23 protein-coding genes are annotated in these 22,538 nt (G+C 39.0%); 18 read left to right on the forward strand and 5 right to left on the reverse strand.

All coding sequences use genetic code 11. The features are described from left to right. Positions 1-64 precede the first annotated feature (64 nt). The 8 genes from ACH63V_RS12215 (at position 65) to ACH63V_RS12250 (ending at position 8,213) form a co-directional block, all read left to right on the forward strand. A complete protein-coding gene (locus ACH63V_RS12215) occupies positions 65-628 on the forward strand; it encodes a lipocalin family protein (RefSeq protein ID WP_343568437.1) in 564 nt (187 codons plus the stop codon). Positions 629-748: 120 nt separating this feature from the next. Continuing rightward, entirely contained in the window at positions 749-1,720 is a 972-nt protein-coding gene (locus ACH63V_RS12220) for an acyl-CoA desaturase (RefSeq protein WP_396463632.1), read from the forward strand. Further along, the gene (locus tag ACH63V_RS12225; protein ID WP_396463633.1) at positions 1,717-2,979 is read left to right on the forward strand and encodes an NAD(P)/FAD-dependent oxidoreductase; all 1,263 of its coding nucleotides are present in this window, start codon (positions 1,717-1,719) and stop codon (positions 2,977-2,979) included. The genes ACH63V_RS12220 and ACH63V_RS12225 overlap by 4 nt, the downstream gene beginning before the upstream one ends. 21 nt (positions 2,980-3,000) lie before the next feature. Then, positions 3,001-3,792 carry a DUF1365 domain-containing protein gene (locus ACH63V_RS12230; protein WP_396463634.1) on the forward strand — a complete coding sequence of 264 codons (792 nt, stop codon included), beginning with the start codon at positions 3,001-3,003 and terminating at the stop codon, positions 3,790-3,792. Next, positions 3,789-4,988, forward strand: a complete 1,200-nt coding sequence (locus tag ACH63V_RS12235) for a class I SAM-dependent methyltransferase (protein ID WP_396463635.1) — start codon at positions 3,789-3,791, stop codon at positions 4,986-4,988. The genes ACH63V_RS12230 and ACH63V_RS12235 overlap by 4 nt, the downstream gene beginning before the upstream one ends. A gap of 29 nt (positions 4,989-5,017) precedes the next feature. After that, the gene (locus tag ACH63V_RS12240; protein ID WP_396463636.1) at positions 5,018-5,797 is read left to right on the forward strand and encodes a DUF1295 domain-containing protein; all 780 of its coding nucleotides are present in this window, start codon (positions 5,018-5,020) and stop codon (positions 5,795-5,797) included. 8 nt (positions 5,798-5,805) lie between these two features. Next, complete coding sequence (locus ACH63V_RS12245; protein ID WP_311069655.1) at positions 5,806-6,855, forward strand: cyclopropane-fatty-acyl-phospholipid synthase family protein; 1,050 nt, start codon at positions 5,806-5,808, stop codon at positions 6,853-6,855. Between the two features lie 29 nt (positions 6,856-6,884). Continuing rightward, complete coding sequence (locus tag ACH63V_RS12250; RefSeq protein ID WP_311069656.1) at positions 6,885-8,213, forward strand: HAMP domain-containing sensor histidine kinase; 1,329 nt, start codon at positions 6,885-6,887, stop codon at positions 8,211-8,213. On the opposite strand, the gene ACH63V_RS12255 is transcribed toward ACH63V_RS12250, so the two are convergent. Genes ACH63V_RS12255 through ACH63V_RS12265 form a run of 3 tightly spaced genes read right to left on the reverse strand, consistent with a single transcriptional unit; the run spans position 8,210 to position 9,953 of the window. Further along, on the reverse strand, positions 8,210-8,902 hold the full coding sequence (locus ACH63V_RS12255; protein ID WP_396463637.1) for a response regulator transcription factor: 693 nt from the start codon (positions 8,900-8,902) through the stop codon (positions 8,210-8,212). The genes ACH63V_RS12250 and ACH63V_RS12255 overlap by 4 nt on opposite strands. Before the next feature lie 17 nt (positions 8,903-8,919). Next, positions 8,920-9,414: a chalcone isomerase family protein gene (locus ACH63V_RS12260; protein ID WP_396463638.1), complete on the reverse strand. Its 495-nt coding sequence runs from the start codon at positions 9,412-9,414 to the stop codon at positions 8,920-8,922. Continuing rightward, entirely contained in the window at positions 9,381-9,953 is a 573-nt protein-coding gene (locus ACH63V_RS12265) for a nuclear transport factor 2 family protein (protein WP_396463639.1), read from the reverse strand. Before ACH63V_RS12265 ends, ACH63V_RS12260 begins: the two co-directional genes overlap by 34 nt. 249 nt (positions 9,954-10,202) lie before the next feature. On the opposite strand from ACH63V_RS12265, the gene ACH63V_RS12270 reads away from it, so the two are divergent. Continuing rightward, on the forward strand, positions 10,203-10,925 hold the full coding sequence (locus ACH63V_RS12270; RefSeq protein ID WP_396463640.1) for an aspartate/glutamate racemase family protein: 723 nt from the start codon (positions 10,203-10,205) through the stop codon (positions 10,923-10,925). A 9-nt stretch (positions 10,926-10,934) separates the two neighbouring features. On the opposite strand, the gene yddG is transcribed toward ACH63V_RS12270, so the two are convergent. After that, the gene (gene yddG, locus ACH63V_RS12275) at positions 10,935-11,846 is read right to left on the reverse strand and encodes an aromatic amino acid DMT transporter YddG (RefSeq protein WP_396463641.1); all 912 of its coding nucleotides are present in this window, start codon (positions 11,844-11,846) and stop codon (positions 10,935-10,937) included. 339 nt (positions 11,847-12,185) lie between these two features. Between yddG and ACH63V_RS12280 the strand changes: the two genes are divergently transcribed. The 7 genes from ACH63V_RS12280 to ACH63V_RS12310 all read left to right on the forward strand — a co-directional run bounded on the left by ACH63V_RS12280 (position 12,186) and on the right by ACH63V_RS12310 (position 18,591). Further along, the gene (locus ACH63V_RS12280; protein ID WP_039247267.1) at positions 12,186-13,172 is read left to right on the forward strand and encodes a quinone oxidoreductase; all 987 of its coding nucleotides are present in this window, start codon (positions 12,186-12,188) and stop codon (positions 13,170-13,172) included. A gap of 11 nt (positions 13,173-13,183) precedes the next feature. Next, complete coding sequence (locus ACH63V_RS12285) at positions 13,184-14,032, forward strand: TauD/TfdA family dioxygenase (protein WP_017385476.1); 849 nt, start codon at positions 13,184-13,186, stop codon at positions 14,030-14,032. Between the two features lie 60 nt (positions 14,033-14,092). Next, positions 14,093-15,145: a 3-keto-5-aminohexanoate cleavage protein gene (locus ACH63V_RS12290; RefSeq protein WP_004791385.1), complete on the forward strand. Its 1,053-nt coding sequence runs from the start codon at positions 14,093-14,095 to the stop codon at positions 15,143-15,145. A 117-nt stretch (positions 15,146-15,262) separates the two neighbouring features. Then, a complete protein-coding gene (locus ACH63V_RS12295) occupies positions 15,263-16,612 on the forward strand; it encodes an MFS transporter (RefSeq protein WP_284084067.1) in 1,350 nt (449 codons plus the stop codon). Next, complete coding sequence (locus tag ACH63V_RS12300; protein ID WP_396463642.1) at positions 16,609-17,265, forward strand: DsbA family oxidoreductase; 657 nt, start codon at positions 16,609-16,611, stop codon at positions 17,263-17,265. The genes ACH63V_RS12295 and ACH63V_RS12300 overlap by 4 nt, the downstream gene beginning before the upstream one ends. Before the next feature lie 14 nt (positions 17,266-17,279). After that, on the forward strand, positions 17,280-17,588 hold the full coding sequence (locus tag ACH63V_RS12305) for a Rieske (2Fe-2S) protein (RefSeq protein WP_396463649.1): 309 nt from the start codon (positions 17,280-17,282) through the stop codon (positions 17,586-17,588). Beyond that, positions 17,581-18,591 (forward strand): YeiH family protein, encoded by a 1,011-nt coding sequence (locus ACH63V_RS12310; protein WP_004700773.1) that lies wholly within the window; start codon positions 17,581-17,583, stop codon positions 18,589-18,591. The genes ACH63V_RS12305 and ACH63V_RS12310 overlap by 8 nt, the downstream gene beginning before the upstream one ends. Before the next feature lie 92 nt (positions 18,592-18,683). On the opposite strand, the gene ACH63V_RS12315 is transcribed toward ACH63V_RS12310, so the two are convergent. Next, positions 18,684-19,694: an AraC family transcriptional regulator gene (locus ACH63V_RS12315; RefSeq protein WP_068933205.1), complete on the reverse strand. Its 1,011-nt coding sequence runs from the start codon at positions 19,692-19,694 to the stop codon at positions 18,684-18,686. A 290-nt stretch (positions 19,695-19,984) separates the two neighbouring features. Here ACH63V_RS12315 and ACH63V_RS12320 point away from each other — a divergent pair, with 290 nt between their 5' ends. Continuing rightward, positions 19,985-20,590: an RBBP9/YdeN family alpha/beta hydrolase gene (locus ACH63V_RS12320; protein WP_396463643.1), complete on the forward strand. Its 606-nt coding sequence runs from the start codon at positions 19,985-19,987 to the stop codon at positions 20,588-20,590. Between the two features lie 100 nt (positions 20,591-20,690). After that, on the forward strand, positions 20,691-22,520 hold the full coding sequence (locus tag ACH63V_RS12325; protein ID WP_396463650.1) for a DUF1302 domain-containing protein: 1,830 nt from the start codon (positions 20,691-20,693) through the stop codon (positions 22,518-22,520). The last annotated feature ends 18 nt before the right edge of the window (positions 22,521-22,538 follow it).

Here is a 22,538-nt window from a genome sequence, read left to right on the forward strand (position 1 = left end):
CACACTTTGTTCACAACCCTCTAGCGTATGTTTAAACATATGAAATAAATAGAAGAGGGTAATGATGAAATTATTATTTAAATCACTTGTGATGAGCAGCGGTCTGGCCGTAGTTAGTCTAGCAGCCTCTTTGAGTACTTATGCAGGTCTAACGACTAACCCAGTGGCTGTTGATTCTATCGATATTAATCAATACGCAGGTAAGTGGTATGAAATTGCCCATTTACCTATGTTTTTTCAGCGTAATTGTGTAGCCAATACCACGGCAACTTATTCCATTAACGCAGATAAAACCGTGGGCGTTTTAAATAGTTGTACGACTAAAAAAGGCGAAGTGATTTCATCTGAAGGTGTAGCTTATCCGCAAAATGAAGGTAACAGTAAATTAGAAGTAAGCTTTTTACCTTCTGGCCTCCGATGGATTCCTTTTACCAAAGGTGATTATTGGGTGTTAAGAGTTGATCCAGATTATCAAGTCGCTTTAGTGGGCGGACCAAGTACAGACTATTTATGGATTCTTTCTCGTAGTCCTCAAATTGATCAGGCGACATATAACTCCTATTTGCAAACAGCAAAATATTATGGCTATGATGTGTCCAAACTCATTAAAACAAAACAAACGAACTAATGAAGTTGCTGATTATGTTGGTTTTTAGATTTAGCTCATAATCTTGTGATCTTCACATAAAATTCATTGCGCATTTTCTAAATTAATAAATAAAGAAATGCTTTAGATCAGGAAGAATCAATGTCTAAATTTTTTCTACGCTGGATCGATAGCTGGTCAGATTCAGAAAATGCGCAGCTTACTAGTTCGGGTGAATATATCATTGAAAAGAAAATTCAATGGTTAAGAATCATACCTTTTATTTTATTGCATATCGCTTGTTTAGCCGCTTTTTGGGTGGGGGTGTCTTGGTTCGCTGTGGTCTTCATGCTTAGTTTTTATTTTCTTCGCATGTTCGCAATTACTGCTTTTTTCCATCGTTATCTTTCGCATAAAACTTTTCAAACATCACGTATTGTTCAATTCATTTTCATTCTGATTGGAACCATGAGTGCACAGCGCGGACCGTTATGGTGGGCAGCACACCACCGTTATCACCATCACTTTACCGACACAGATCAGGACCCGCATTCAGCGAAAGCAGGTTTTTGGTATTCGCATGTAGGCTGGTTTTTAAATGAACAAAATTTTGCCACTCGAAAAAAAGTCATTAAAGACTGGTTGAAGTATCCAGAATTAATTTTGCTCGACCGATTTAGCTTGCCTATTGTGATTTTGACAGCTTTGACAATTTATGGTTTTGGTTCATGGCTTGCGCAACGTTTCCCTGAATTGGGGACCAATGGTCTACAGCTTTTAGTATGGGGATTTGTGATTTCTACTGTTCTTTTAATTCATGCCACCTTATGTATTAATTCTCTTGCTCATCGTTATGGCTCACGAGAGTTTAATACTCCAGATGATAGCCGTAATAATTTCTTTCTCTCTTTAATTACCTTGGGTGAAGGATGGCACAACAACCATCATTTTTATGCGGGTAGTGTTCGACAAGGTTTTCATTGGTGGCAGATTGATATCACCTTTTATATTCTCAAAGTCATGTCTTTATTTGGTTTGGTATGGGGGTTAAAACCCGTACCGAATAAAGTTTACCAATATAAAAAAATTAAAGATCTACCGATAGAAAAAATTGAAAATGGGGAAGTGTTATGAAGATTGCCATTATTGGTTCGGGTATATCGGGGCTTTATGCTGCTTGGAAATTGTCAAAACAGCATCAAGTTACGGTATATGAAAAAAATAACTATTTTGGTGGTCATACTGACACTCACGAGCTAGAGATAGAAGGTGCTAAAGTCGCGGTAGATAGTGGTTTTATCGTGTTTAATGACTACAACTATCCGTTATTTACCGACATGCTTAGAAAATTAGGCGTCGAAACTCAAAGTAGCGATATGAGTTTTTCGGTAAATAATTTGGTGAGTGGGCTTCAATATAACCCTTCAAAAAAGTGGTCGCTGTTTGCGCGTCCACAGAACTTTTTAAACCGTAAATTTCTGCAAATGCTCTCAGATTTGCTGCGTTTTTATGATGACAATAAAGATATAGACGTGGCAGATATTGATCCTAATTTATCGATTGAAGAATATTTAGACCTCCATAAATATAGTCATGAGTTCCGTTATGAGCATCTTTATCCGATGTGCGGTGCATTATGGTCGGCTCCCGTTGAGCAGGTAGGCCAAATTCCATATCGATTTGTGGTGAGTTTTTTTCAACATCACCGCATGCTACAGCTAAAAGAGCGGCCACAATGGCAAACAGTTAAAAACGGCTCGGCAAGTTATATCCGTGCTATTCAAAAGAATTGCCCATCCATTGAATGGAAATTTGCGGAAGTAAAAGTTGTGAGCCGTTCACCAGAAAAAGTCTTGATCGAAACTTCAGAAGGGCGAGCACAATATGACTGGGTAATTTTTGCCAGCCATGCTGACGATAGCCTAAGTTTAATTAAAGATGCGTCAGAACCTGAACGGGAAATATTAAGCCAATTTGGTTATCAAGATAATCGAATGGTGGTTCACCGTGATCTTTCCATTATGCCTAAAAGCCGTTTGCAGTGGGCAAGTTGGCATGTACATGTAACGCCAATATCACAAGCTCAAAACGATGAGTACGACATACATTATGGTTTTACCTACTGGATGAATAATTTGCAGAACTTACCCTGCAAAACTCAGATTTTTTGTACTTTAAACCCGAATATGAAAATTAAAGCTGAAGACGTCTTGGTTGAGCGTAAATATCGTCATCCTGTATTTGATGCAAAAGCGATTCAAGCTCAATCTCGCTGGCACGAAATTAATGGGCAAAATCGGACTTCGTTTTGTGGAGCGTATTGGGGCTGGGGCTTTCATGAAGACGGCGCCCGCAGTGCGGCACGTGTTGTTGAGCAACTCTTAACGTTATAAGAATAAATAAGGAGCTATCAAATGTTATTAAATAAACTTGCTATCGCTCCTGCGTTTATTCGTCATCGGCGTTATAGCCCCAAACCACACCAATTTACCTCGACCTTAAATTATTTGTGGTTCGATCCAGATCAACTAAATGAAATTACAAAAGATTGTTCACTCTGGTCGACGGATCACTGGAATGTATTAAAACTATCCGAAAATGATTTTTTAAATATGTACAGCGGTTCTATTAAGGAAAAGATAGAAAAAGCATTATTGCAAAATAACAACTTATATATGGGTTCAGATTGGCAAATCAGAGTATTGGCTTTGCCTCGTTGTTTGGGTTTTCGGTTTAATTCAGTCGTATTTTATTTTGTTTTATCCCAAACAGGCGAACCCCTATTTATCTTAAGTGAAATTACCAACACCCCGTGGAATGAGCGGAAAGTCTATGTGCATGAGTGCATAAAACATCAATGTAATGTGGGGGACTATCAGAGTTTCGATTTTAACTTTGAAAAGTCATTTCATGTATCGCCGTTTATGCCCATGGAGTTGACTTACCGTTGGCGATTTAGTTTTTCAGAATTACAAAATGTCATTCATATGCAGCTTTTTGAGGAACAAAAACAAGTCTTTGATGCCACTATGCGCTTTGAACTTGTGCCCATCACATTTCCTTCACAGCAATATCGATATGCTCTTATTAACAGCCTAGCACCTTTTAAAATGCTGTTTTCCATATATTTAGAAGCATTTAAGTTGTGGCGAAAAAAGGTTCCATTTTATCGTCATCCTAAAAAGATCAAGGTAGATAAGACATGATAAAAACATTTCTTTATGGTGAAGATGAGTCGCTACCGTTGCTACTCAAGAGTCTTCTCAAATTACGTCATGGACAGATTACTTTTCAGGGCGCATGGAATGGTACGGTTGGCGAAGTCTCAGACCTGCATGTGGTGGTTGAAGTTCACAATCCTTTGCTGATGGATCTCATTTTAAAAAATGGCGTTTTAGGAGCAGCAGAAGGTTATATCCGTGGTGATTGGAGTAGCCAACAACTTGTTGAACTGATTCAGATCTTGGCGCGTAATAGAGATGTATTAGACCAGATTAATCAGAATGCGATTGCTCAAGCCAGCCAGTTTTTGCTCAAGGCTTGGTATAGAAATAGAAAGAATTCTATAACGGGTAGCCGTAAGAATATTGCTGAGCACTATGACTTAAGCAATGACTTTTTTAAACTCTTCTTAGATCCATCTTTAATGTACTCAAGTGCAGTTTTTGAACATGAAAATATGACACTTGAAGAAGCATCTGACTTAAAAAAAGACATTATCTGTAAAAAGCTCGATTTAAAACCATTAGATCATTTGGTTGAAATTGGAAGTGGGTGGGGTGGTTTTGCAATTTATGCAGCTCAACACTATGGCTGTAAAGTGACCACAATTACTATTTCGCAAGCGCAATATGATGAAGCCGTTACTCGTGTAAATGAAGCTGGCTTGGCACATCGAATTGATGTGCAACTCAAAGACTACCGTTTGCTTGAAGGAAAGTTTGATAAGTTAGTGTCAATTGAAATGGTTGAAGCAGTTGGTGCGCAATATTTGTCGACATATTTTGATCAGTGTAAAGCACTCTTAAAACCGAAAGGTTTGGCATTTATTCAAGCCATCACCATTGAAGATTTTCGCTATAAAAAAGCACTAAATACAGTCGATTATATTAAACGCTATATTTTCCCTGGTAGCTTTATTCCTAGCATAGCGATATTGACCCAAACCGCCTCTGAAAGTGGTTTGAGGTTAAAACATTTAAATGACATTGGTCTAAGTTATGCACAAACAATTCATCACTGGAGAGAGAGGTTTTTAGCAGCCCAAGAACAGGTTTTGGCTCTTGGTTTTGATGAAAACTTTATTCGAATGTGGGATTTCTATTTATGTTATTGCGAGGGTGGCTTTAAAGAAGGCGTGATAAGCAATGTTCACTTGTTGTTTGAAAGTACCAGTTACTAACCCAAACACATCAAGCAAGGAGAATGCTCATGTTATGGAATTTACTGATTCTGGATTTACTCATCATGTTGCTGAGTTGGCTACTCGCCACTGCAAATGGTCGTGCTGGGATTGTGGACGCCGCATGGAGTTTCTGTCTGGCAGTGAATATTATTGTGTCTTCTCTACTTATTTCAGTTGCTCCTGTTGAAGTACGAATTTTTATTGGTCTTTTTAGTGGCCTATGGTTTTTAAGATTATTTTGGCATCTATTAAGACGTTATCAATCTGAACAAAAAGAAGATGGCCGTTACGCGAGTATGCGTCAGGCAATGGGTAAGTTTCAGCATTTGGGTTTCTTCTTATTTTTTATATTTCAAACCTTTTTAGTGCTTTTATTTTTTTTACCGATGTGGATGCTACTCAATGTAGAGGTACCTGCATGGGACAGTGGATATAAAGTTACTCTAGTGATTGCTGCAGTAATCATGGGCGTAGCCTTAATTGGAGAGCAGCTCGCTGATCAGCAATTATACCGATTCAAATTAAACCCAGAACATCAGGGAAAGACCATGGACCAAGGTTTATGGCGCTATTCCCGTCACCCAAATTATTTTTTTGAATGGTTACACTGGTTTGCCTATCCAATCATTGGTTTAGCTGCGGGCCAATATGTATTGTGGATTTATCCGTTATTGATGTGGCTATTTTTATACTACGTCACAGGTATTCCATTTAGCGAAAAACAGGCAATTAAAAGTCGCGGTCAAAATTATCTTGATTATCAACAAAAAACATCAATGTTTATTCCGCGAAAACCCAAAAAATAGGTGCGCATATGGATTTTATCGTTCATCAGTCTTTGAAAATTGTTGAAAGTGGTGTTGTTCCAGACCATGCAATCAGGGCTGCAATTCGTGCTTTAAGCAAAAAGCGTTTAATTCAAGAAGGCCGTTATGACCCTGAGCAAGGGGCACAGCGCTATATGGATGTGCTTAATATGCTGAAGAAGAGCGAAATCGCTGTTGAAACGGACAAGGCAAACGAGCAGCACTATGAATTACCGACTGAGTTCTTTCAGGCGGTGCTTGGAAAAAGACTCAAATATAGTGCATGTTATTTTCCAACTAAAACAACAACTTTAGATCAGGCAGAGGAGCTTGCACTTCAGCTTTATTGTGAACGTGCACAACTCAAAAATGGTCAACACATTTTAGAGCTAGGCTGTGGATGGGGTTCTTTAACTTTATGGATGGCAGAAAACTTTCCACATTCACAGATTACGGCTGTTTCAAACTCTGCAACGCAGAAGAAGCATATTCTTGGGCAAGCAGAATTGAGAGGTTTGACTAATGTTGAAGTGCTCACCTGTGATGTAAATGTACTTGAATTAGATAAAGGCCAATTTGATCGTGTTGTATCGGTCGAAATGTTTGAACATGTCCGAAACTATCAACGTCTATTTGAAAAAATTCAGGGATGGTTAAAGCCTGACGGCTTACTCTGGTGTCATATTTTTTGTCATCGCTTTTTGCATTATCCTTTTGAAGTAAAATCAGACTATGATTGGATGTCCAAGTATTTCTTTACTGGCGGTTTAATGCCTTCAACTTCAACTTTTTTGCATTTCCAAGAGCACCTAGAGTTGGCTCAGCACTGGCAGTGGTCGGGTGAGCAGTATATGAGAACCGCGAATGCTTGGCTTGAAAATATGGATAATCAAGAGCAAGAGCTTAAGCCGCTATTTAAAAAAATCTATGGAAAAGATGCCAATATTTGGTGGCAACGCTGGCGTATTTTCTTCATGGCTTGTGCCGAGCTTTTTGGTTTTGAACAAGGACAAGAGTGGGTCATTGGTCACTATTTATTTAAAAAGCGATCATTGTAATTTTGACAGCCTATCCCGGCGATAAAGATATGATAAGAACTCGAAACGATGGCAAAGCTAGTCATCCATTAGCCCAAATGTTCAATCGATATTATTGGTTGCAGATAGGTCTAATTGCCTTATCGATCGTGGTCGGGTTGGCATGTAGTGCTTGGGTGATTAAAGGCTCTTTACTTAAAACGGCTTTAGAGCAGGAAATGGAGCATTATTGGTTGCGTATAGATCGCAATCCCAATGCAGACCTGCCAGACACTAAAAACTTATATGGATATCGGTGGAATACACAGATCGCTCCTCAACCCTTTAAAGATATGCATTTAGAGAGTGGGGTACATCGAATCTTTATTGATGGTAAAGAACGTATGACCGTATATGGTGAGCGAAACGGCCAGCATGTACTGTTGGTGTTTGGCGAAAGTAATGTCAATAAGTTGGTCTGGTTATTTGGACTTGCACCACTCATGTTCAGTTTGTCTGTTTTATATAGCTTTTTGTGGTGGTCAAATCGAAGAGCGAGGCGCTATTTTTCACCTATTACACGTTTAGCAAATGCGTTAGAAAATATTGATTGGGCACATCAAGACACACAAGCATCTCCATTTAAAGATATAAATACCAATGGCAATATGGAAGCAGAGTACTTAAAACAGGCTCTGGAAAAATATCATCAAGTTTTAAGTGAATTTATTCGACGCGAGCGAGAGTTTACGGGAGATGTCAGTCATGAACTGCGCACGCCGCTCACCATTTTGAAGGGTAATGTGCAACTTTGTCAGACCAAATATGGAGAAGACAAAGCTTTAACTCGTCTTCACAATACAATCGAAGATATGCAATTGCTCGTCGACACTTTACTTGCGATTGCACGTAATACGGTAAAAAGTTTACCGTCTGAAAAGAATTTATTGTCTGAAATTGTGGAGGACTTAGTCGAAAGTTTAGAAGGCGTAAGTGTGAGTAAAGGTATACATATGCATATTCATCCAGATTCAGCCGAACAACCACGCTGGTTATATCCATCTATGACCAAAATGGTTTTAAGTAATATTTTGCGTAATGCTCTAAATTATTCCCAAGGTTCACAAATCGATATTATTCAACAAAAAAACAGCCTAATTATTGCGGATAATGGCATCGGAATTTCGTTACCAAATGATGTGAAGGTTCAGGAACTTAGTGATTCACAACTCTCTTTAAAAGCTAAAGGTCATGGCATTGGGTTACAATTGGTACAGAAGCTTTGCAAACAATTAGGTTGGCGAGTGGAATTGTTTGATCGGCAATATTACTTAGCGACCCATCCTGATCTGGACTTAGAAATGACTACGGGTTTAATAGTTGTAGTTTATTTAAGTTAATCAGCATCATCTAAAGCAATTTTTAAACCGACACCTGCTACCGTGTGTAATAGTTTAGGGTTAAAAGGTTTATCTACCATTTTCCTTAAATTATAAATATGACTACGTAAAGCATCGCTTTCGGGCTCTTCATCTCCCCATAGTTCCATCATAAGTTCTTGCTTGGTAACCACTTTAGGAGACTGGCGCATCAAAATTTTTAATAGTTTAAATTGGATAGGTGGCAATTCGATATTGTTTCCAGCACGAACCACGGTTTGAGTTGCGCTATCAAGAATTAAGTCGTGAATCTGAATTTTATGATTGGCGACTTCACCCGCAGCTCTCTTAATTAAGGCACGAATACGCATCACTAATTCATTAAAATCAAAGGGCTTAACTAAATAATCATCTGTGCCAGCAGTAAATCCTTTAAGTTTGTCGTCTAAAGTATCTCTTGCAGTTAGCATCAGCACCGGAATATCAACTCCTTGTTCGGTACGTAGCCAATTACATAGGTCATAACCAGAACCATCGGGTAAGTTTATATCCAGAAGTAAAAGATGATAGTGCTGTGATTTTAGAAAAGAACGGGCTGCATCTAAATTACGTGCATGATCGATGACATAACCATGCACTTCAAGAAATTCACAAACGGTTGCCGCCAGTTCAAAATGGTCCTCAACCATGAGGATAAAGTGATTACCCATGAGATTTTATTAAGCCATTAATTTAATAGTTGTTGTTTTAATTTAGCATTAAATGGCACGCTACCAAACCAGATTTTAAAATATTGATTTGCATTTGGATTATTTATAGAGCCGAGTAACTTCTGGTTTAATTTTAGCTCCAGTTTTTGATTTTCATGTTGATAAGAGAGACTGTATAAATCTCCGTTTTTAATTGGTCTATAGAGTTCATTAATATGATTAAGCGGAGATTTTGCATCAAATCCACTAATATTTTTCTTCAAATAATGAGTTGCTGCTTGTTTAAATGCCCACTCAGGAATATCTCGGTTATAACTAAAGTCCATTTTTATGCTTTGGTTTTGCCAGCTTTTTAAGCAATCCTCAGCAAAGTAACTGACATTTCCTACTTTTTGACTCGTTACCGTTAAAGGTGCTGAACTACATTTTTTTAGTTCAGCCGCATTTGCGTGAGATGCCATTAAAATACCCAGAAGTATTAAGACTCGACTTTTTTGAATGGTAATATCCATTTATATACTCCTCCAAATACAGGTAAAGAACGATAAAGACCGTTTGCTGGGTCCCAGAAATCTTGCTGGAAAATAATTTTTTGTTGATCATTAATTTTGATTTGGCTAATTCCGTAGGAAGCCATGGTTTTTGAGCGTCCTAGCATTTTAAAGTCATAGCTCATATACCAATGGATATAAGCGCTATCTTGATGATGAGTTGCACTTATGAGTTTGACTGTGACGTTACTGACGCGTGTGTTCATACCCTCAAAGTGTTTAATCAAATCTTTTTTCTGAGAGAACTGTGAGAGTGTATCGTTGATATACAGTTGATCTGCATAAAGATCGCTTGCATTCTTTACAAAAGATGGTGTGCCCAAAGTGTTAAACGCAGCAACAAAGTGATTACCAATCTCTAGTGCTTGCTCATCATTTAATGTAACACCAGTAATTTGTTGTTCGGCTTTACCATAATCACCTGAATAACTAGGCACACTTTTGCATGCTGTTAGACCTACTAAGGTAATCAGCCCTAAGGCAGTAGTTATAATTTTCATGTATAAATCCTAGCCAACTTTATAAGATTAAATTAAAGAGCTAGTCGTGAAGTTTGCGTGAATTCTTGAGTTTTTCACGTTGAAGGGAAAATCACTGATTATTGTTCGCTTGTTTGAAGGTATTTTGAGGTTCTAATATTTTTTAATATTAAAAATAACTAGGCTAAGAAAAGATAAACAGCAATTTTCTTCTAGTCATGTTTAGCTTTATATCGATATAAAGAATAGATCAAATATAAGGACTGAAAAATGAAAACGATTGGCTTATTAGGCGGAATGAGCTGGGAATCTACAACCCTTTATTATCAACAAATAAATAGAACCGTTCAGGATAAATTAGGAAAGTTGCATTCAGCTAAAGTCATTTTAAACAGTGTCGATTTTGAAGAAATAGCCGCTTTACAATTGAAAGGTCTATGGCAAGAGGCAGGCGAATACTTGGCTCAGCAAGCAATGAATTTAGAGAAAGCTGGGGTAGATTGCATAGTGTTATGTACCAACACTATGCATAAAGTTGCCCCTCAAATTGAAGAGGCCATTACGGTTCCCTTTATACATATTGCTGATGCCACAGCAAAAGAAATTTTAAGTCAAAATATCCGAAAAGTTGCACTGCTGGGAACAGCTTTCACCATGGAGCAAGACTTTTATAAAGCCAGATTACAAAACCATGGAATTGAGGTGATTATTCCAAATGAAACCAGTCGCAAAACAGTACATCGTATTATCTATGATGAATTATACTTAGGCGTGATTAACCCAGATTCACAACAAAAGTATATGACCGTGATAGAGGAGCTAATTGCGGAAGGTGCCGAAGGTATTATTTTAGGCTGTACTGAAATTTGTATGTTGATGGGTGATGTTAAATTTTCTGTACCGTTATTTGATACCACCACCATTCATGTAAAAGAAGCTGTCAATTTTGCTTTAGAGCAAAACTCTATTGCTGATAAGTCTGTATCAGTATGACCTAAGCTTTTAATCCTTTTTAAAATAAGAACGGATAACTGTCCAATTTGTTGAAAGCCAGCAAATGAGAGAACCTGCTGTAACCATAGCCGTTCCTTGCCAAAAGCTCATAGATAACTCTGTTTGTAAAACCAACATGGCAAGCAAAGAAGAGATAATGGGTGTAAAGTAAGAAGCAACCACCAGCATGGTTGTGTTGCCATGAATAATGCCAATATTCCATGCTGCATAACCTAGTCCAATTGCAGTGGATGCGAAGACTAGAGATAAAGTTGTATTTAAATCGAGCGATGGTAAAACAGCTTGACCACTAAAGAACAACTTTAGCCACAAGGTTGCAGCAACGCCAATAAAGAAAATAGAAATAGGGTTTTGCCCTTTACCTATTTTCTTAGTCAACACGCAGTAAAAAGCCCAAATAATGGCACCTATAAAAGCCAAAATATAACTTAGAGGATTGCTATAAAAGTTGTCGATAACTCGACTTAGACTAAAATCTCCGTTTCCAGTCTGAATAAAAATAATGCCAAAAATTGAAATAATTAAGCCTAAAATAATAAAAACATTGAATTTTAACTCTTTAAAAATGACAAAAGCTAACACAGTCAAACTTGGCCAAAGGTAGTTCACGATGCTTACTTCAATCGCTTGTTGAGCAGTTTTTGAATAGGCAAGTGCAAACGAAAAACATAGCTCATAAGCAATAAATAAAATGGCACCTAAAATTAAATATTTTTTAGAAATTAATTTAAAATTTGGCACTCTAAAAATAATAAGGAGTAGCAACGCACTTAAGGAGTAGATCAGTGTAATTCCAATATCTGGTCCAATCACGGTCGTAATATGTTTTACAAAACCTACCATAGAGGCCCACATCAGGATGGCACTTAAACCAATCAATGTTGCTAATTTTTTTGACATAAGAAATAAATGAACTTAATTAAACGCCTGAGCTACCGTGAAAGTTAAAAATAGTTAAAGTAGGTCAGGGTAAAGGAATTTTTAATTAAAAAATAGTACATTTAAAAAGCTAACTTAAAAAAATAAATCGTAAATATTTAGAATTATTTTAATTTTTCATAGGTATGAACATAGTCCTTATTTCGTTAGATAAATATAAAACCAACTTTAGTAAAGTTCGGCTGTCATTAAACGTTAAGCTTGTGTCGTGAAATGTAAAGTGGCCCATATCCTAACTGTTGTAATTTTGGTTATTGCTTTTATAGGCACTCAATAAAAAACCAAAATATGGAATAGGACATGACGTTAACGAAAGCTATACGTTTCTATGGAACAGGAACGCCAGAAGTAATGCGCTATGAAGATGTAGAAGTAGGAGATCCAAAAGCTGGAGAAGTACGCCTACGTCATGTGGCAGTCGGCCTAAATTATGCCGATACATATTTTCGTAATGGAACCTATCAAATTCCCATGCCTAATGGCATGGGCGTCGAAGCTTCAGGTGTCGTTGAAGCTTTAGGCGAAGGAGTAACTCAGCTTAAAGTAGGTGATCGAGTTACTTATACAGGTTTTTTAAATACGTTAGGTGCATATAGCACCCACCGTCTAATTCCAGCAAATGCTTTAATTAAATTACCCGAAGAAATTTCTTGTGAAACAGCGGCAGCCATGACCATGAGAGGGCTGACCGCTGCTTATCTGATGCGCCGCATTTATGACTTTAAAGCGGGCGATTCAATTTTATTACATGCAGCCGCAGGTGGTGTTGGGCTGATTGTTTCTCAATGGGCCAAATTACTTGGCTTGACTGTTATCGGGACCACATCTTCAGAAGAAAAAGCTGCCGTAGCACGAGCTCATGGTTGTGATCATGTCATTAACTACAGTCATGAAAATGTTGCTGAGCGTGTACGTGAGTTAACAGGTGGCGTGGGTGTAAATGTCGTTTTCGATAGCGTTGGCCAAGCCACTTTTATGAGTTCATTAGACTCTCTCAAACGCCGTGGTTTGTTGGTTTGCGTAGGAACAGCGTCTGGTCCAATTCCTGCTTTTGATCCGGTATTACTCGCCGTGAAAGGTTCATTGTTTGTCACACGTCCAGCTTTGGCAGATTACATTGCAGATCCTGCCGAGAAGAAAGAACTGGCAAATGAATTATTTGATCATGTTCGACATGGACGAATCAAAATTGAAATTAATCAGCGCTATGAGCTAAAGGATGCCGTGCAAGCTCATCGTGATTTGGAAGCACGTAAAACAATAGGTTCATCAATCTTTGTAATTTGAAGGGATTTCTTATGCAAATTGAACAGTTAACTTGCAATATTGGTGCAGAGCTCAGTGGCGTCAAACTCGCTGATGCGATTTATGATGATGGATTATTTGCTGAAATTCGCACACAACTACTTAAACACCGTGTGTTGTTTTTACGAGATCAGCATTTAACCCGTCAGGATCATGTCGCATTTGCAGAAAAATTTGGACAGTTAGAAGATCATCCCGCGGTAGGCAGTCATCCTGATCATCCGGGTTTGGTGCAGATTTATAAACATCCTGAAAGTCCCGTCGATCGTTATGAAAATGCTTGGCACAGTGATGCAAGCTGGCGCAAGGTTCCACCGATGGGATGCGTGTTGCACTGTGTTGAATGCCCACCTGTAGGTGGCGATACCATGTGGACCAATATGGTGATGGCCTATGAGTCTTTACCCAACGATATTAAGGATAAGATTGCAGACTTACGTGCTTATCACAGCATAGAAGCGAGTTTTGGTGCGGCTATGCCGCTTGAAAAACGCTTGGACTTAAAAGCAAAGTTTCCTGATGCTGAGCACCCAGTGGTACGTACTCATCCTGAAACCGGCGAGAAAATTTTATACGTCAACGCGTTCACAACCCACTTTAGTAACTATCATACCAAAGAGCGCGTCAGATTTGGACAAGATGCCAATCCGGGCGCAGCTGAACTACTGCGTTACTTAATTTCTCAAGCCTATATTCCAGAGTTTCAAGTGCGTTGGCGCTGGAAGCCTAACAGCATTGCCATCTGGGATAACCGTAGCACACAACATTACGCAGTCATGGATTACCCACCTTGCCACCGAAAAATGGAGCGGGCCGGCATTATTGGTGACGCAACCTATTAAGGTTATTGGCTAAATAATTTTATCTATTTGAAAATTCTAAAAATATATGAGGAGATGCACATGCAATTCTTTGACGACTCATTGCACCCAGAAAATATGGAAAAAGTGGTAATCACGGTTGCGCCGTATGGTCCCGAATGGATGCCAGAAGACTTTCCTGAAGATATTCCAGTGACCATGGATGAGCAAATACAAAAAGCGGTTGAGTGCTATGAAGCGGGCGCGACGGTGCTGCATTTACATGTCCGTGAGCTTGATGGCAAAGGCTCTAAACGCTTGTCAAAGTTTAATGAGCTTATCGCAGGTGTTCGTGAGGCTGTGCCTGACATGATTATTCAGGTGGGTGGTTCGATTTCATTTGCACCAGAGAGTGAAGGTGAAGCGGCTCTATGGTTAAGTGATGACACCCGACATATGTTGGCTGAACTTACACCAAAGCCAGATCAGGTCACGGTTGCAATTAACACCACACAAATGAATATTATGGAATTGCTCTATCCTGAGTATTTAGAAGGGACTTCATTGGCACATCCAGCGACTCAGGCAGCATATGCAGAAATGACCGTGCCAGCTGGCCCTGCATGGGTCACTGAACACATCAAGCGCTTATGTAAAAACAATATTCAACCGCACTTTCAGTTAACTGGTATGCATGGTCTTGAGACGCTAGAACGTATGGTGCGTAAAGGATTGTACATGGGGCCTTTAAACTTAACTTGGATTGGAATCGGTGGAGGTTTTGATGGTCCAAACCCATTTAATTTCTTTAATTTTATTCATCGCGTACCCGATGGATGTACTTTGACATCAGAATCTCTTCTCAAAAATGTATTGCCTTTTAACACCATGTCGATGGCAATGGGTTTACATGCCCGTGTAGGTAACGAAGACACGATCATTGATCATCACGGACGCCGTTTTTCATCTGTAGAGCAAATTAAACAAACTGTTCGGATTGCCCATGAATTAGGCCGTGAAATTGCCTCAGGAAAAGAAGCCCGTGAAATTTATCGTATTGGGGTGCAATACAACAGTATTGAAGAAACTCTAATCGCAAATGGTATGGCACCCAATCGTAAAGCAGGGCAAAAAGGCGTGCCGCAGCGTAACTAATATGACAAGGTCTAACGGAATTTAGACCTCAAATGTAGTGCAGCTTATTCGCTTTATTTTTAAAAGTGCGTTGCTGCACTAGCTAAATAGAAATTATAAAAAATACAAGGAGGTCGTATGAATGCACATCAGTATTCAGATCAGATGAGCGATGTTGATACGTCAATCAGTATACCTCGTCGTTATGCATGGCTTGTTTTTGCTTTGACATTTGGTTTGCTCATTTCAGATTACATGTCCCGACAAGTCTTAAACGCAGTTTTTCCTTTACTTAAAAATGAGTGGTTACTCAGCGATAGCCAGTTAGGTTTGCTCAGTGGCATTGTGGCGTTAATGGTGGGTTTATTGACTCTGCCGTTGTCTTTAATGGCAGACCGTTTTGGACGAGTAAAAAGCTTGGCCATTATGGCGGCTTTATGGAGTTTGGCGACTCTAGGATGCGCACTGGCTGAAAATTATGAGCAAATGTTTATTGCTCGTTTTATGGTTGGTGTGGGTGAAGCTGCTTATGGCAGCGTGGGAATCGCGGTGGTGGTAGCTGTTTTTCCACGAGAAATGCGTGCAACACTCGCCAGTGCTTTTATGGCGGGTGGTGTATTTGGCTCGTTTTTGGGTGTGGCTTTAGGTGGTGTACTCGCACAGCATTTCGGTTGGCGTTGGGCATTTGGAGGAATTGCTTTATTTGGTCTCATTTTGGCTTTTCTATATCCAATTTTAGTGAAAGAAAACAGAATAAACGCAGCACCTCAAAATAAAATTCGTAGTAAAACCCAGCACATAAAAAGCCCTTTAAAAACTTTATATTCAAGTCGTTCAGTCATTGCCACTTACATTGGTAGTGGTCTGCAATTATTTGTTGGTGGCACAGTGATTGTCTGGATGCCGAGTTATCTCAATCGCTATTACGGCATGAGTACCGACAAGGCAGGTGTGATGGCTGCGGTCATTTTGCTATGTAGTGCAGTAGGCACAATTCTATGCGGCATGTTGTGTGATTATTTGGGTCGTAACTGTCCAGATCGCAAAGTCAGTTTAGCGATTACATACTGCTTGCTCGGTTGTGTTCTTTTATTCATTGCTTTTACTGTGCCTGCGGGACGTAACCAGTTACTTCTCATCTGCCTTGGAATGTTTATTGCCCTAGGAACAAATGGGCCATCTAGTGCCATGGTGGCCAATCTTACACATAACTCAGTTCATGGTTCTGCATTTGCAACACTCACCTTAGCTAACAATTTTCTTGGTTTAGCGCTTGGTCCTTTAGTCGTTGGCAAAGTATCTGATGTGATTGGTTTACACAGCGCATTTCAACTTATGCCATTGGTCAGTATTGCAGCAGCAGCCGTATTTTTTTATGCCAAACGCCATTATCACAAAGATATCGCACGCTTTGAGCAGCAAGGAATAACTGAGCTTAAAAATCATTCAGGTAACCAAATACAAAAATGCGGGATGAATAACAAATGATGATTCGGCAATTACATATTGATGTATTTTTTGACTTTATTTGTCCTTGGTGTTTGATCGGAAAGCGTCAGTTACTGATCGCTATAAATAGATTTTATCAGCTTCACCCCAGAGTCAAAGTTGTCGTCCACTGGCGAGGTGTTCAGCTTATACCCGACTTGGCAATTGAAGGGGTACCTTTTCAAACGTTTTATTTGAAACGGTTAGGTAGCTTAACAGCAGTTCGTATGAGACAAGAACAGGTCAATAAGGCTGCAAATAAAGTTGGGCTTAAGATCGATTTTGAACAGATTAAACGGATGCCAAATACGGCCAAAGCTCATCGCTTATTTGATAAAGCTTTAAAGATAGGTACTCCTGAGCAGTGCAATGCGTTGTTAGAACAACTATTTGCTGCATATTTTTATGATGGGCTAGACATCGGAAATACCACCACTTTATACAAAATCACGAAACGTTGTGGCTTCTTACCTGAGCTTATCAAAGATTTACTTATTCAAGATCATCAAGATTTTATCTCTGCAAGTACAGGAGGTAATGGCGTGCCTTATTTTATTTTTAATCGGGCTTCTGCCTTAGTGGGCGCGCAATCAGCAGATGTACTTTATCAAGCGATGCAAGAGGCAATGGTGGCACAAGGAGAGTTGATATGACCAACCGATTTGAAGTGCCTTTTGCGAAAATACCGAATTCAGGTGAGCGGGCTTTTTTAAAAATTGGAGATAAAACTCTCGCATTATTTAACGTTGCGACTCAATTTTATGCAATCGATGACAGTTGTCCTCATCAGGGTGCATCGCTATTTAGTGGACGTCTAGAAGGACGAGTGATTCAGTGCTGTGCCCATGGTCTACGCTTTGATTTAACAAATGGCTGTTTAGTTAATTCTGCTCATCTCAAAGTTGCAACCTATCCCGTAGAAGTGATCGAGGACAAAGTATTTATTGTTATGGGCAGTGGGGAAAATCATGAGTAGTTTAGTTTTGAAAAATTTTTCCCAGCGTACAAGAGAATTAGCACCAGGCTTTGTGGTCAGTTCGGTCGTTGCTGCGGCTGCCTGTTTTTTATCAGAGCATTATGGTGCGCCAGTCATGCTATTTGCACTACTGCTCGGCATGAGCGTGAATTTTTTAGCGGCTGAAAGTAAATGTAAGGTAGGTATTGAATTTACTGCACGTAGTGTGCTCAGAATGGGCATCGCGTTACTCGGCATGCGTATAACTTTGGGGCAAATTACCGCACTAGGTTGGCAGCCTGTTGCGTTAGTCGTTACTCTGGTTATTGTCACAATCGCTGTTTCTGTTATTGCCGCTAAAATTTTAGGTTTCCAAAAACTATTTGGCATGTTAACTGGTGGATCAACCGCAATCTGTGGTGCTTCAGCCGCATTGGCACTATCGGCTGCTTTTCCAAATCATCCGCAAAAAGAAAAAGCGACCTTGTTTACCGTGATTGGCGTGTCGGCACTTTCAACATTTGCAATGATTGTCTATCCGATGATTGCGAAGTGGCTAGAGTTATCGCCACAAGCGGCTGGTGTGTTTCTTGGTGCTACGATTCATGATGTAGCGCAAGTGGTCGGTGCTGGTTATAGCATGTCTACTCAAACAGGTGATACGGCGACTGTAGTTAAACTCATGCGTGTGGCAATGTTGCTTCCAGTAATTGTTTGTGCGGCTATGATTACACGTATGCAAGGAGCAGATTCAACCGGGGAGCGACCGCCATTACTACCTTGGTTTGCTGTTGGCTTTCTACTACTCGCTTGTATTAACAGTACAGGATGGGTGCCAGCGATGGTGCAAAATGGAATTAATGATTTATCACGCTGGTTTTTAGTCATTGCAATTAGTGCTTTAGGAATGAAAACTCAGTTAAAAGAATTAGCATCGGTCGGCATTAAACCAATTCTTTTAATGATCGGCGAAAGCATCTTTTTAGTGGTATTGGTTCTTGGACTTATGCGCTTGTGGTTTTAATTTTAAAAATTAGATTTTTAAGGAAGTTCTGAAGTGGTTCTCCAGCTTCCTTACATTTTAAATGACTTCATTTAACGTCAAATAAAGAGAAATTAATTGAGCAGGGTTTTATTATGACTACGCCATGTATTCGGTGACATACCAAATTGGCTAATGAACCAACGCGTAAAAGAACTCGGCATTGAGTAACCTAAAATATCAGACACTTGAGCAAGTGAATAATTTAGATTTTTTAAATAACGAAATACGAGATCTTTGCGTACTTCATTCATTAAATCACTAAAACTCGTCTGAGCTTCTTCTAATCGACGCTGTAAAGTCCGTACGTGAATACCATGTGTTTGAGCGACTTGATCAATCGTAGCGCGTCCCATTGGCAAAAGAAGATAAATACTTTTACGAATATCAAAAATCATGGTCGATTCATTGCTATTCTGTAAAATATCTAAATAACGCTGCGCATGGTTGGCCATAGCCAAATTTGCTTGAGGGTTTGTTGTATCAAGTTCGGCCGCCGTACAAACAATGCCATTAAAGTCACTACCAAACTCTAGTGCACAGCCAAAAATCCGCCGATGCAAAGTTAAATCACTAGGCGGGTTATGTGTGAAGTGTACACTTAACGGCCGCCATTTTTGCATCATGAGTGCTGCACAAAAACGATGGGTGATTCCTAAAGCAAGTTCCGTCGCTTGGCGACTATATCCGCAAGTTGTGGTTATAACTTCTTCTCGAATAACAACCGTATCGTCAATTTCTTCTATATATATTTCAAGTGAGTTATTGAGTAAATTCCTATAACGAACAATCGTTTGTAGCGCTTCTCTCAAAGTATATTGGTAACTTAATAATAAGCTCAGTTCACCAAAATCCGCGATTTCGCGTTGCTCAGCCATATGTAAACCGAATACATCGCAATTACTCATTTGGGCTGAGTCTTCAAGCAAGGTAATGGCTTTATCTACAGGAATACGTTGTTTAAGATCATTCAATTGAGTTTGGCTAAGCCCAACACGTGATAATAAATGGTAGGGATTTAGATCTAATTGCTGAGCAACTGCCAAATAATTTTTTAAAGAGGCGGTATGCGCAAGAGGCACCATTTTATTATCTCCTGTTCTTAATCAGCCATATTCCTTACAGCTCATATCTAGTTATAACTAAAATATCTGCATTACAAAAGCTTTTATTTAAGCGCCTAATCATGATGTCGAATCAATTTTAAACCTGTTCTTTTAATTCACTTGTAATTACAAAAACTATTTTAATTAATTTACTAAATTTTAAAAAGATATGTCGTCAAATGAAAAGTCCGTGACGCCTTATGTACACCATTAACTGAAATGAGACTTTATTGTGAATGGAGTTTTATAAAAATTCTTAAGCCTCCTAGATGGCAAAATTCACAGGCGTCGAAATGGAAAAAATACAAACCAAAGCAACAATTTTAATTATTCCAGGGTTGCGCGATCATGTTCCCGAGCATTGGCAAACGATCTTAGAAACAAAGCTAGCAAAGGTTCGCTCTGTACCACCTGTGCAAACCAATAAACTCAATTGTGAAAATAGAGTTGCTGCTATTCAGGCACAACTCGAACAAATACAAGGGCCTGTCATTTTAGTTGCACACAGCGCAGGTGTGCTGATGACAATACACTGGGCTGCAAAATATCAAAGACCAATTCAAGGTGCTTTGCTTGTGGCGCCACCTGACTTAAACGAAAGCTGGCCAGAAAATTATCCAAGCCCAACCGTACTTCATCAAGAAGGATGGAGTCCTTTACCAGATCAAACACTACCTTTCCCCAGCATTTTGGTTGCAAGCACCAATGACCATTTAGCTCGTTATGAAGCTGTAAGTGAAATGGCAGGAAAGTGGGGTAGTCAACTCGTAAATCTGGGGGAAGTGGGACATTTAAACCCTGCATCTGGCTTTGGCTATTGGCCTTTAGCTGAACAATTCATTCAACAGTTAGATCAGGTCGAACAACCAGCCTAGGGCAAAAAATACCTGCTTATGTAAACCATTTAAAAGCCAATGGATGGCTTTGAGTAATAAGCAATAAATAAGAAAATCATATTGATAGGGAGATAATATGATGGGTCATTACGTCTATTTAAATCAAAGAAATAATCACGTTTTATATATTCAAAAAATAGGTGTTTCATTAAGCCTAATTTTATTTATGTCTAAAGCAAATGCAGCCAGTTTTGATATTGATAAAGATTGGAAGATCGATACAAAAACGACATTAAGCTTAGGAGCCAGTTGGAGTACGCAAGATCCATCCGTTTCATTACTTTATCGGCCTGACGCAAACAAAATAGGCAAACAAGGCGCTAGCATTGATGTGAATGGTGATGATGGGCGTATGAATTTTAGTAAATATGATGCTATTTCACAGATCATCAGAGGTATAACTGAAGTTAAGCTAAATGGAAAACAACAAGGTGCGGTCATTAGCACTAAATACTGGTATGACCATGCCTATGAGACAGGGCAAGGAGACTTTAAACCGTTTAATGATTCAGCATGGCCAAGGCTCGCAAAGTTCAAAGGTATCGATTTATGGAATGCCTATATATGGAAAGATTTTGAACTGGGTGGTGGAAAAAACATCAATTTAAAATTAGGCAAACAGACTTTAAATTGGGGGAAATCTCAGTTTTTTCAAAACGGTTTAAATTCGGTGAGTGCATTTGATTTTGCTGCAATCAATCGACCGGGTGGGGATGCAAAAGAAAGAATCATTCCAACCGAAATGTTTTCATTCGACACAAGCATTAATAAAAATTTGAAAATAGAAGGGTTCTATCAATTTAAATTTAGACCTTCAGTTGTTGATGGTAACGGGACTTTCTTTGAGATTTCAGACTTTGTGCCCGAAAATGCAGGTCCAGTTCTGATTGCTGGAGGTGGAGATAAATTATCGGATACCGCAATTCGTTTACGTACCTATATTCCACGTGCAGAAAGTAGAAAAGCAAAGGATAATGGCCAATATGGTATTGTTTTAAAACAGACATTACCAAGTTTAAACAATGCTGAGTTAGGTATTTACTATGCGAACTACCATAGCCGTAATGCAAACTTTGATGGAACCGCTGTAACAGCAGCAGGACCCGAACATTTTAATAGCGCAAGTTATTTTTCTATCTATCCTGAAAATATCAAAATGTTTGGATTAAGTCTGACTGGGAAAGTTGGAACAACAACCATTTTTAGTGAATTAACCCACAAACCTAATCAACCTTTACAACTAAACGGTACAGACATTGTCTATGCTCAAGTGCTATCGGAAGGAACACCATTTGCGCCGCCGGGAAAAACTGTTGAATTAGGTCAATATATTCAAGGATATGTACGTTTACCCGTAACACAATTTTCGGTTGGAGCAACTGACAGCATTTTCAATATTTGGGGTGCAAATTCGCTGACATGGTCTACAGAGTTTGCCTTAAACCATATTGCAGATATTGGTAATCATCGAATTGGTCGGACAGGCGCATTTGGCCGTAGTGAGCTTTCAACAGGTGCTTATAATCCTGAAACGGGTGACTTAAAATGTACGCCGTATGGTACAGCCCATCTTACAAATGCAGAAATTGATAACTTGAATGAACGCTTTTGTAATAAAAACGGATTTTTTAATGAATGGTCATTTGGTTACCGATTACGTGGCGCATTAAATTATCAAGATATTTTACCTTCTACAGTGATTACGCCAAGTCTTAGTTTTAGACATGATGTTTATGGATATAGCCAAAACTTTCAAGAAGGGCAAATGAGTGTAACAGCGGCGCTATCTATGACGTATCAGCAAAAATATACAGCAGAGATTGCCTATAATAACTTTTTTGGTTCTAATGAATTTAGCACGATAGATGATCGAGATTTTGTATCATTAACATTTAAAGCTAATTTTTAGTTCAATTATTTTATAAAA

It is taken from the genome of Acinetobacter sp. ABJ-A23_2 (assembly GCF_044538765.1).
GTDB classification, from domain to species: Bacteria; Pseudomonadota; Gammaproteobacteria; order Pseudomonadales; family Moraxellaceae; genus Acinetobacter; species Acinetobacter nosocomialis_A.

Coding starts and splice junctions, on each gene's coding strand:
- ACH63V_RS12245 (WP_311069655.1), top strand. CDS start 5,806: ATGGATTTTATCGTTCATCAGTCTTTGAAAATTGTTGAAAGTGGTGTT.
- ACH63V_RS12280 (WP_039247267.1), top strand. CDS start 12,186: ATGACGTTAACGAAAGCTATACGTTTCTATGGAACAGGAACGCCAGAA.
- ACH63V_RS12225 (WP_396463633.1), top strand. CDS start 1,717: ATGAAGATTGCCATTATTGGTTCGGGTATATCGGGGCTTTATGCTGCT.
- ACH63V_RS12235 (WP_396463635.1), top strand. CDS start 3,789: ATGATAAAAACATTTCTTTATGGTGAAGATGAGTCGCTACCGTTGCTA.
- ACH63V_RS12270 (WP_396463640.1), top strand. CDS start 10,203: ATGAAAACGATTGGCTTATTAGGCGGAATGAGCTGGGAATCTACAACC.
- ACH63V_RS12310 (WP_004700773.1), top strand. CDS start 17,581: ATGAGTAGTTTAGTTTTGAAAAATTTTTCCCAGCGTACAAGAGAATTA.
- ACH63V_RS12265 (WP_396463639.1), bottom strand. CDS start 9,953: ATGAAAATTATAACTACTGCCTTAGGGCTGATTACCTTAGTAGGTCTA.
- ACH63V_RS12260 (WP_396463638.1), bottom strand. CDS start 9,414: ATGGATATTACCATTCAAAAAAGTCGAGTCTTAATACTTCTGGGTATT.
- ACH63V_RS12255 (WP_396463637.1), bottom strand. CDS start 8,902: ATGGGTAATCACTTTATCCTCATGGTTGAGGACCATTTTGAACTGGCG.
- ACH63V_RS12230 (WP_396463634.1), top strand. CDS start 3,001: ATGTTATTAAATAAACTTGCTATCGCTCCTGCGTTTATTCGTCATCGG.
- ACH63V_RS12320 (WP_396463643.1), top strand. CDS start 19,985: ATGGCAAAATTCACAGGCGTCGAAATGGAAAAAATACAAACCAAAGCA.
- ACH63V_RS12285 (WP_017385476.1), top strand. CDS start 13,184: ATGCAAATTGAACAGTTAACTTGCAATATTGGTGCAGAGCTCAGTGGC.
- ACH63V_RS12315 (WP_068933205.1), bottom strand. CDS start 19,694: ATGGTGCCTCTTGCGCATACCGCCTCTTTAAAAAATTATTTGGCAGTT.
- yddG (WP_396463641.1), bottom strand. CDS start 11,846: ATGTCAAAAAAATTAGCAACATTGATTGGTTTAAGTGCCATCCTGATG.
- ACH63V_RS12295 (WP_284084067.1), top strand. CDS start 15,263: ATGAATGCACATCAGTATTCAGATCAGATGAGCGATGTTGATACGTCA.
- ACH63V_RS12325 (WP_396463650.1), top strand. CDS start 20,691: ATGGGTCATTACGTCTATTTAAATCAAAGAAATAATCACGTTTTATAT.
- ACH63V_RS12250 (WP_311069656.1), top strand. CDS start 6,885: ATGATAAGAACTCGAAACGATGGCAAAGCTAGTCATCCATTAGCCCAA.
- ACH63V_RS12215 (WP_343568437.1), top strand. CDS start 65: ATGAAATTATTATTTAAATCACTTGTGATGAGCAGCGGTCTGGCCGTA.
- ACH63V_RS12220 (WP_396463632.1), top strand. CDS start 749: ATGTCTAAATTTTTTCTACGCTGGATCGATAGCTGGTCAGATTCAGAA.
- ACH63V_RS12290 (WP_004791385.1), top strand. CDS start 14,093: ATGCAATTCTTTGACGACTCATTGCACCCAGAAAATATGGAAAAAGTG.
- ACH63V_RS12240 (WP_396463636.1), top strand. CDS start 5,018: ATGTTATGGAATTTACTGATTCTGGATTTACTCATCATGTTGCTGAGT.
- ACH63V_RS12300 (WP_396463642.1), top strand. CDS start 16,609: ATGATGATTCGGCAATTACATATTGATGTATTTTTTGACTTTATTTGT.